The sequence below is a fragment of the Streptomyces sp. DSM 41931 genome, from assembly GCF_050271085.1.
GTDB classification, from domain to species: Bacteria; Actinomycetota; Actinomycetes; order Streptomycetales; family Streptomycetaceae; genus Streptomyces; species Streptomyces albogriseolus.
This window is the reverse complement of record NZ_CP189902.1, coordinates 4,990,102-4,998,618: the sequence shown is the minus strand read 5'-3', so window position 1 is coordinate 4,998,618 and position 8,517 is coordinate 4,990,102. Positions and strand designations below refer to the sequence as shown.

Annotated in this window: 7 protein-coding genes; all 7 read right to left on the bottom strand. The window is 70.5% G+C overall.

What is annotated here, in order from left to right:
- Nucleotides 1-459, bottom strand: coding sequence for a YbaB/EbfC family nucleoid-associated protein (locus ACP7TJ_RS23270; RefSeq protein ID WP_367518678.1), 459 nt, complete (start codon nucleotides 457-459; stop codon nucleotides 1-3).
- 31 nt (nucleotides 460-490) lie between these two features.
- Complete coding sequence (locus tag ACP7TJ_RS23265; RefSeq protein WP_427765099.1) at nucleotides 491-3,877, bottom strand: AAWKG family protein; 3,387 nt, start codon at nucleotides 3,875-3,877, stop codon at nucleotides 491-493.
- A gap of 12 nt (nucleotides 3,878-3,889) precedes the next feature.
- Nucleotides 3,890-4,336 (bottom strand): type VII secretion system-associated protein, encoded by a 447-nt coding sequence (locus ACP7TJ_RS23260; RefSeq protein WP_093768087.1) that lies wholly within the window; start codon nucleotides 4,334-4,336, stop codon nucleotides 3,890-3,892.
- Nucleotides 4,337-4,364: 28 nt separating this feature from the next.
- Entirely contained in the window at nucleotides 4,365-4,685 is a 321-nt protein-coding gene (locus tag ACP7TJ_RS23255) for a WXG100 family type VII secretion target (protein WP_093768088.1), read from the bottom strand.
- Between the two features lie 58 nt (nucleotides 4,686-4,743).
- Nucleotides 4,744-5,088 (bottom strand): hypothetical protein, encoded by a 345-nt coding sequence (locus tag ACP7TJ_RS23250; RefSeq protein WP_313896893.1) that lies wholly within the window; start codon nucleotides 5,086-5,088, stop codon nucleotides 4,744-4,746.
- Nucleotides 5,089-5,485: 397 nt separating this feature from the next.
- Nucleotides 5,486-6,958 carry a type VII secretion protein EccB gene (gene eccB, locus ACP7TJ_RS23245; RefSeq protein WP_167744725.1) on the bottom strand — a complete coding sequence of 491 codons (1,473 nt, stop codon included), beginning with the start codon at nucleotides 6,956-6,958 and terminating at the stop codon, nucleotides 5,486-5,488.
- Nucleotides 6,959-6,976: 18 nt separating this feature from the next.
- Nucleotides 6,977-8,374 (bottom strand): type VII secretion integral membrane protein EccD, encoded by a 1,398-nt coding sequence (gene eccD / locus ACP7TJ_RS23240; RefSeq protein ID WP_427765094.1) that lies wholly within the window; start codon nucleotides 8,372-8,374, stop codon nucleotides 6,977-6,979.
- Nucleotides 8,375-8,517 lie beyond the last annotated feature (143 nt).

Genomic DNA, 8,517 nt, shown 5'->3' with positions numbered 1-8,517 from the left:
TTACGCGCCCCCCTGCCGTCCCTTGTCGTCCTCGTCGTCCTCGACGATCTCGTCGCGGAGCCTGCTCATCGCCGTGGGCCCCTTCGCCACGGAGGTCTCGGCGATCAGCGAGCCGAAGACGGCCTCCCAGTCGACGCCCATCCGCTCCGGGGCGGCGCCGCGCGCGGTCATCCTGGTGAGCGGGTCGAGCAGGTCGACGACCCTGCGGGCCATCTCGGCCCGCGCCGTGTTCGCGGCCTCCAGCACCGCAGCGGAGAGCTGGGCGGCGGCCATGGTCCGGTACTTGCCGTCGAGGAACTCCAGGCTGGTCAGCTCGCCCTTCGCGCCGACGGAGACCCGCACCGACCGGTCCGCCGAACGCGCGGTGGCCGACGCCGTGTCCAGTTCGGCCCGTGCCGAGGCCGCAGCCGCCTCCGCCGCCTTGAGGTGGGCCATCGCCTGGGCCACTCGGTCCTCCATCGGCTGACTCATCCTGGTCCTCCCCTTCCCCTCAGCGCCCCAGGGCCTGCGGCGCGCCGCCCTCGTCGGTTCCCCAGACGCCCTCGTCCTCGGCCAGCCACGTGGTCCGTTCCCTGTCCCCGCTCTCCGTCTGCGGCCTCTCCCCCGCCCCGCCCATGCCTCCCATGGGCGGCATGAAGGGCATGCTGCTGCTGGTCTGCGTGGACCTGGGGACGACGCGGTGCTCCTCGTCGTCGACGGTCTGCGCGGCGGTCGTCCGGCCGGAGCGGCCGACCGTGGGCTCGATGACGGTCCTGGTGCGCTCGCCGCTGTTGCCGCCGGCATCGCCGCCCGCGCCGCGCATCATCGGCGGGTACATCCCGGGTGATCCCGGCCCCGTGCCGGTGCCGTCGGCGGAGGCGCCCGCCAGGACGCCGCTGCCCTGCGGACGCCCCAGCGCCGAGGAGAGGTCGTCCTGGTTGTAGAGGTTGTCGTCGAACACCGAGGAGTACGCGGAGCCGGCCGAGCCCGTGGAGCCGCCCCCGTGGGCCGAGAGGTCGGGAGGCTCGGGCAGGTCGGCGATGCGCTGCCGGATCAGCTCGTCGATGTCCTTGTCACCGGCGTTGATCCGGTCGTACTCGGCCTGGATGTCGCGCATGCGCTGGTCGTACGCGGACTTGGCGTCCTTGCGCGCCTGCTCGGCCTCGGTGCGCGCCTCTTGGCGTTCCGCCTGGGCGTCGGCCTTCGCCTCGTCGTACTCCCGCCTGGCGTCGGCCTCTGCGGCGTCCGCCCGGTCGACGGCCGCCTGTTCGGCGGCGTCGATCCCCGCGATCCGCCGGTCGTACTCCTCGCGGGCCTCTTTCTCGTCGGTGCCGGCGGCGATCTCGCGCTCGTACTCCCGGCGCGCCTCGGCCCGTTCCCGCTCGGCGTCCTGGCGTGCCTGGTCCCGCTGTTCCTGGGCCTCGGTCTTCTCCCGCTCGTACTCCTGGCGCGCCGCCGCCTCCTGGCGGTCGGCCTCCTGGAGGGCGGCGTCGCGGTCGGCGCGGGCCTCGGCCTTCTGCTGCTCGTAGTCGGCCTGCGCGTCGGCCTTGGCGTTCTCGGCGTCCAGCCTGGCCTGCTGCCTCTCCTGCAGGGCCTCACGGCGGGCCTCCTCCTGCTGGGCCTCCGCCCTGGCCCGCGCGTCCGCCTGTTCCCGCGTGGCGGTTTCCCGCTCGGCGTCGGCCTCCGCCCTGGCGGCTTCCTGCTCGGCCTTGGCCTCCGCCTTGGCAGCCTCCTGGTCGGCCTTGGCCTCCGCTCTGGCGGCTTCCTGCTCGGCTTTCGCCTCCGCCTTCTCCTTCTCGGCCGCCGCCTTCGCGGCCTCCTGCTCGGCCTTGGCCTCCGCCTTCTCCTTCTCGGCCTGGGCCTTGGCGGCCTCCTGCTCCCGCCTGGCCTCTTCCTTGGCGGCCTCCTGCTCCGCCTTCGCCTCGGCCTTCTCCCTCGCCGCCTCTTCCTTGGCGGCCTCCTGCTCGGCCTTCACTTCGGCGCGGTCGGCTTCGGCCTGGGCCGCGGCCCGTTCCCGTTCCTTCTTCGCCTCGTCCTGCGCCTTCTGGTTCTGCGCGAGGACGAACGCCTGCTGCTCGGCCGCCGCCGCCTTCGCCTCGGCCTTCTCCTTCGCCGCCTCTTCCTTGGCGGCGGCCTGCTCGGCCTTGGCCTCGGCCTTCTCCTTCTCGGCCGCCTCCTTGGCGGCGGCCTGTTCCGCCTTGGCCTCGGCCTTCTCCTTGTCCTGCTCGGCCTTGGCCTCCGCCTTCTCCTTCTCGGCCGCCGCCTTCGCCTCGGCCTTCTCCTTCTCGGCCTCAGCCTTCTCCTTGTCCCGCTCGGCCTTGGCCTCCGCCTTCTCCTTCTCGGCCGCCGCCTTCGCCTCGGCCTTCTCCTTCTCGGCCTCAGCCTTCTCCTTGTCCCGCTCGGCCTTGGCCTCCGCCTTCTCCTTCTCGGCCGCCGCCTTCGCTTCGGCCTTCTCCTTCTCGGCTTCAGCCTTCTCCTTGTCCCGCTCGGCCTTCGCTTCGGCCTTCTCCTTCTCCGCCGCCGCCTTGGCCTCCGCCTTCTCCTTCTCCGCCTGGGCCTTGGCCGCCGCCGCTTCGGCCTCCGCCTTCTTCTTCTCGGCGGTGGCCTCTTCCTTGGCGGCGATCTCGGAGAGGGGGCGGTCGTCCCGGTCGGTGATGCTGGTGTCGAACGCCTTCTCGGCTTCCTTGAACGCCTTGTTGACGGCCACGATGGCCTCGGCGCCCTTCGTGCTGAGCCAGTCCTGCACGGACTGCTCCCACCGGCGCACCGCCTCCTCGGCGATCGCCTTCCAGGTGGTCATGTCGCTCGGCCTGCCGTACGACTTCTCCCCGATGACGATCTCGTTCCGGAAGCCGGCGGTCGACACCACGTAGTTGTGCCAGGTGGTGTACGGCCCGGAGCCACTGGACACCGTGTCGAAATCCGTCTTCTCAAACTGGTTCTCGATGAGGTTGAACCGGGCGTCCTGCAGCATGTCGTAGAGCCAGCGCTGCGGATTACTCTCGGCCCGCCACGCCACCCAGGCGTCGCGCAGGTTCTGCGCCTGCTCGAGGACGACGCTCTGGGCCGCGGCCAGCGCCCTGGCCGGCTCGGACGACACCGTCACCGTGTCGATGGTGACCGCGGAGCCCTCGCTGCCCTTGCCGTCGATCTGGTCTGCGTACCCTTCGTAGTTCCGGGCCAGCTTGTGGATGAGCGCCTTGAAGACGGCGGCCGAGGTGCCGTCCCAGGAGTCGCTGCCCTCCCCGATGTTCTCGGTGTCCCACGCGCCGATGGTGACCGCGCTGTCCTCGAAGAACTTGACGACCCGGTCGAACGCCTGGGCCGTCTTGGTGAAGGTGAGCAGGTCGACGTAGGTGCCGTCGCCCACCTTGATGCCGCGGTTCTCGAATCCGTGGGTCGAGTAGGGCCACATCGTCAACTGGTCGAGGGCGGCCTTGGAACCGTAGATGTACTGGACCAGGGCGCTGGTGTCCCAGTCGAGCTTCTCGCCCTCGCTGTTCGAGCCGCCCTTGTCCATCAGGACCTTGCTCGTCTTCTCGAACTTCGCGATCACGTCCTCCCCGCTCGGGGGCGCGGCCGCGGGCGTGGCGAGGAAGGTGATGTACACGCGGTACCGGTAGAGGTAGCTGCCTTCGGAGACGCTCGTATCGTTTCCGGCCGGCTGGTAGTACGGAATGGTGTAGTTGGTGTTGTGCGTGCCCCAACCGCCCGAGGAAAGGAAACCCGACGAGTAGCCCGGACCTCCCTCGTCCTCCACCCGGACATGGATCATCGGGATGCCGTCGTTGCCCTTGAGGGTGTCGAACAACGTCTTCCGCTCCGGCAGAACGTAGCCGGTGAGCAGGTCGACCGCTTTCTTCCAGTAGTCGTCGTTGTTGTCCTCGGGGTTGGCCATCGCCGAACTCCGTTACTCTTCCTCTTCGTTGCCACCCGGATTGTCGAGATCACTGTCGACATCCTCGAAGATGTCCATGAACTCGTCCGCGGTGATGTTCTCGAGATTCCTGCCCTGGGCCTTGGCCAGCTCGTCGATCGTGTCCCACAAGGCCTGTTCGAGGTCCTCGAAGAGAACCGTCTGGTCCTCCAGGATGCGCTCGACCTCGCCCGCGCCCTGCTGGATGACCTTGTTCAGGGATCCCCCGCCGACCACGCTGTTCTCGTCGGCCATGGGGCCGAGGACGAGCGGCTTCGAGGACAGGATCGTCGTGGTCGAGATGCTGTCCGCGATGAACGAGATCGCCGGACCGGCGGTCGGGCTGTCCTTGAGGATGTTCTCCAGGGACGTCCGGAACGCGTCGACCTGGTTGTTGATGAAGTTCTTCAGGAACGTGCTGTCGAGGACCGTGACGGCCACGTGATCACCCTTCCGTCACCGGCCGGCGTCAGCGGCTGCCGATCCTGATGTCGCCCCACCGCTGCGAGAGGTTCTGCTCCGTGTACCGGTAGTTGCCGGAGATCTCGGTGAGCAGACCGGAGTGGTTGGCGAGCAGGGTCTTGATGTTCTGGACGGCGTTGTCCCATTTCGCCTGGACCTCGCTGTAGACGTCCCGGTCGTCACCGATCCAGCTGTTGCGGAGTTCGGCCAGTTCCATTTCCAGGTTGGCCAGAATGCTCATGATCGACTGGGACTGGCTGACCATGTCGTCCGCCGCGCCTTCGGCATGGTTGTAGTCGACGTAGATGTAGCCATCGGAGAAGTCCATCGGAGTCCTCTATTCACCGGGGGAACGACGAGAGTGGAAGGGCTTGGGGTCTGCTGGGTCAGTTCGACGACGTGTTGGTGCCGTTGAGCTCGTCGAACACCTGCGTGGAGCGTGAGTACTCCGCGTCGATCGCGTCGCTGGTGGATCCCTGCACCAGCCCGTGTTCCGTGAGGGTGGTGTTGAGCTCGTCGACCATCCGGTCCAGGTTGATCAGGATGGTGTCGACGTGCTCGTCCCACTGCTCCAGCAATTTCTTGTACTTACCGCCGTCCACGCCCCCGTAATTCGAGGCGAGCGTGTGCGACGTGGACTGGACGTCCTGCTGACAGCGCTGAACACCGGTGAATGCCTGTTCCAGCGCCATGATCCCGTTACGGGTCGCGCGCTCTTCGGACTGCTGCATGGCCATGAGGGAACTCCCTTTTCGGTGACGCTCACCGGGCTTCGGCTCCCAGGTCCACTCCGTGGGCAGACAGAGTGTTCCTGCGATCGCGGATGATGCGCCGGGGTCATGGGGTGGCCAGATGCTATGCAGACTGCAACTTCTTTGGCAATTACCGAAGGAACCGCGAAGTCCGGGAGGGAGAAGCTCAATTGTGCAATGACTCGGAATTCATGCCGCTCACCTGAGCGGCGCGGTGAATCCGGCCGGACAGACCGGGCATCGGTGCCGTCCGCCGGACACCGCCGGGTGCCCGGCTGAACGCGAGGTGACCGGGGGGACTCCAAGAATTTCCCTTCCGGACGACCGCCGGCGGAGCCCGGCCGTCCCCTCCTGTCCCTCCCGTCCCTCCCGCCCGCTACCGCCCGGGGCACCGCAGCGTCACCCGGGCCTCGCCCTCGGCCGCCGCCTCGGGGGTCAGGTCCGGGCCGCTGGGCAGCATGGCCAGCATCGGGGACGGCATCGTCCGCGCCTCGACGCCCTCGTAGCCCAGCGCCTTCACCGCCTCCTGGGACAGCAGCCGGTACTTCACGCCCTCGTCCGTCACCAGGTACGTGGTGTCGCCCAGTGCGCTGCCGCTCGCGCTCAACACCCTGACCAGCGCGCCCTTTCCGGCCCGTACGGCGATGGAGTCGACCCTCAGACAGCCCGGCTCGACCTCGGGCGCCGGCGCCTGCACCGCCTGAGGCAGAGCGCTCCCGGGCAGCACCGAGGTCCCCACCCGCACACCGGAGTCCGCGGAGTCGACCTCCGCGCAGGACAGGAAGCCGGTGGCGACGGTGACCGCCTCCGGCGGCTTCGCGGGCAGCCGATCCGTCCGCGAGCTCCGCGCGTCGGGGGCCAGATGCCCGGCCAGGGTGTCCGCGCCGAGCGTCACCACGGCCGCGGCCTCACCGCCGTACGCCTTCTCACGCGTCCGCGGATCGCCCAGCAGGAGGGTGGCACCGGTGTCGGTGAGGGGGACGAGGCCCTCCCGGGTGAGCAGGTGGTAGCGGGTGGCGGAGCCGGGCACGTCGACCTTGAAGAGCTGCCCGATCCTGGTGCTCCGCCCGCCCAGTTCGGGGCCCTTCTCGCCCCGGCCGGGTACGTCGGCGGGGGCCAGGTCGGGGCCGAGCGGAAAGGCGTCGAGGAACGCCGCGGAGACGGGACGCGGGGTGACGTCGCCGTACCCGAGGGCCTCGGCCGCCTTCGCCCGCCCGTCCAGGCGCAGCCGGCTGCCCTGCCACAGCAGGTACGTGGTGCCGTCCGGGCCGGTGACCAGCAGGCCCTCGTTCCCGCCCAGTCGCCGGCCGCCGGGAACGTCCTGCGGGGCGTCGGCGCCGAGGGCGAGGGTCGTGGTCGTCGTGACGACGCCCGTCGTCCGCGGCAGGACGTCGGAACACACCAGCCACGGGGTGCGGTCCAGGTCGCCCGTGCCCGGCAGCGCCTCGGGCCCGTCGGGGATGCCGACGGGCGTCCCGTGCGGGGTGCCGGCCAGCGAGGACGTGCCCACCGTCGTGACGCCGACCTCGCCGCCGGTGACCAGCCGGGCCGACGCGTAGTTGCGCACCGGGCGCAGCCGCCCGTCCAGGTACAGGTAGCGGGCGCCGGTGTCCTTGTCGACGACCAGGTTCTCCCCCGAGCGCCACGAGTCGTTGCCGCCGGGCCGGATGAGTCCGAAGACGAAGGCGCCGGCGCACACCAGCACGGCGATGACCACGCCGATCGCGGCGCCGCGGTTGGTCCGGCCCAGCGGGCTCTCCGGGGAGTCCGGCTCGGCGCGCAGCATGGCCGAGGCCAGCCGCCCCATGATGAAGAGATGCGCCTGTACTTGGTCGCGTTTGCTGTGCATGTCGCCGTGTCTCCCGGGTCAGCCGTTGATGCCGCGGAGCCAGCCGTAGACGCCCATCGACCAGAGCGTCAGCGGCAGGATGCTGAGGGCGGCGAGTGAGTGCAGCAGCTCGGCCGCACGTCCCCAGTAGGGGACGAGCCGCCGTCCAGGCACGGTCCACGAGGCGATGGTGATCGCGGCGGCCAGCCCCATCAGGCCGGCCGTCAGGGTCAGCCGGTCCGCCGGGGCGAGGGAGCGCGCGGAGACGAACAGCAGCAGGACCACGCCCCAGGCCCCGGCGGCGGTCAGCGCCAGCCGCTGCCAGACGTTGCCCAGCCCCCGGCTGTGCAGCAGCAGCAGGAGGGAGAGGGCCACGACGGTGAGGATCTCGGCGAGGCCCGGCGAAGCCATGAGGGCCACCAGGCAGGGCAGGCACACCAGGCCGATGGCGGCGTAGAGGGCGGTCATCCAGCCGTCCGCCAGCGCGGAGCGCGCGTCGACGTCCGAGGAGGAGTACGGGTCGATGCCCTGCTGCAGCTGCTGGACGTTGGTCGGCAGGGGCGGCATCCGCATGCCGGCCAGCCGGAACGACAGCGACGGGACGAACCCGCCGAAGAGCACCACCACGACGGCCACCACACCGGCCGCCTGCTGCGGCGCCAGGTCCAGGGTGATCAGGGCGGCGCCGAGCGCGCCCGCCGCGGCGACACAGGCCGTGCCGATGAAGAGCGCCGGGTGGACGCCGACCGCCGCCAGGGCGAGGATCGTGCCCGCGCCGCCGGCCGCGGACGCCGCCAGCAGCCGGGCGCCGAGGACGGCATCACCGTCGACGCCGCCCAGGTCGCCGCCGGGCAGCAGCCAGCCCGCCAGGGCGAAGTAGGGGGCCGCCATCAGGCCGAGCACCGAGCCGGCTCCGGCGTCCCCGACGGCACGGGATGCGGAGCCGGCTCCGGCGATCAGCAGCAGTCCCGCGGCCGAGGCGGCGACCGCCCGTATCCAGCCGGCCGTGCCGGGCATGGCCAGCAGCACGATGCCCAGCGCGAGGGTGGCCGCGGCCAGTCCGCGCAGCAGGCGACGGCCCGCCTCCGGGCTCCAGCCGTGCGGTCTGCGGCCCATGCCGTCGGCGATGCCGTCGACCAGGTCGTCGATGTGCACCTCGGGCAGCGCCTCGGTGCGCGGCCGCAGATGCAGCTCCTCTCCGTCCCGCAGACCGAGGGAGTCCAAGGTACTCTCGGGGTCGAGCGGTGGGCCGCCGAGCCGCTGGAGCACCCAGCCTCCGTGCTCCAGACCGGTTTCCTCCAGGTCGTCCCCTCCGTAGCCGATCACTGTGGGCAGCAGATCGGCGACAGGGACGTCGGAGGGCACGGCCAGGTCGACGGTCCTGGCCGGAGCACGTACGGTGACGCGGCACAGGCTTGCCGTCTGAGTGTCAGTCATGGGTTCGGAGTTCACACTTTCTGGCGGACCGCGGAATACGCGGTGGCTGGAAGTGGCAAGGGCGGCACACCGGTCGGTCGCCGAACACGACGGAAAAGTCGGACGGGGCATGCGCCGACGAGTTTGACCGTACGCCGGGCTTT

Excerpts from the sequence above, each read along its gene's own strand:
- ACP7TJ_RS23270 (WP_367518678.1), bottom strand. The coding sequence starts at position 459 with ATGGAGGACCGAGTGGCCCAGGCGATGGCCCACCTCAAGGCGGCGGAG.
- ACP7TJ_RS23265 (WP_427765099.1), bottom strand. The coding sequence starts at position 3,877 with ATGGCCAACCCCGAGGACAACAACGACGACTACTGGAAGAAAGCGGTC.
- ACP7TJ_RS23255 (WP_093768088.1), bottom strand. The coding sequence starts at position 4,685 with ATGGACTTCTCCGATGGCTACATCTACGTCGACTACAACCATGCCGAA.
- ACP7TJ_RS23250 (WP_313896893.1), bottom strand. The coding sequence starts at position 5,088 with ATGCAGCAGTCCGAAGAGCGCGCGACCCGTAACGGGATCATGGCGCTG.
- eccB (WP_167744725.1), bottom strand. The coding sequence starts at position 6,958 with ATGCACAGCAAACGCGACCAAGTACAGGCGCATCTCTTCATCATGGGG.
- eccD (WP_427765094.1), bottom strand. The coding sequence starts at position 8,374 with ATGACTGACACTCAGACGGCAAGCCTGTGCCGCGTCACCGTACGTGCT.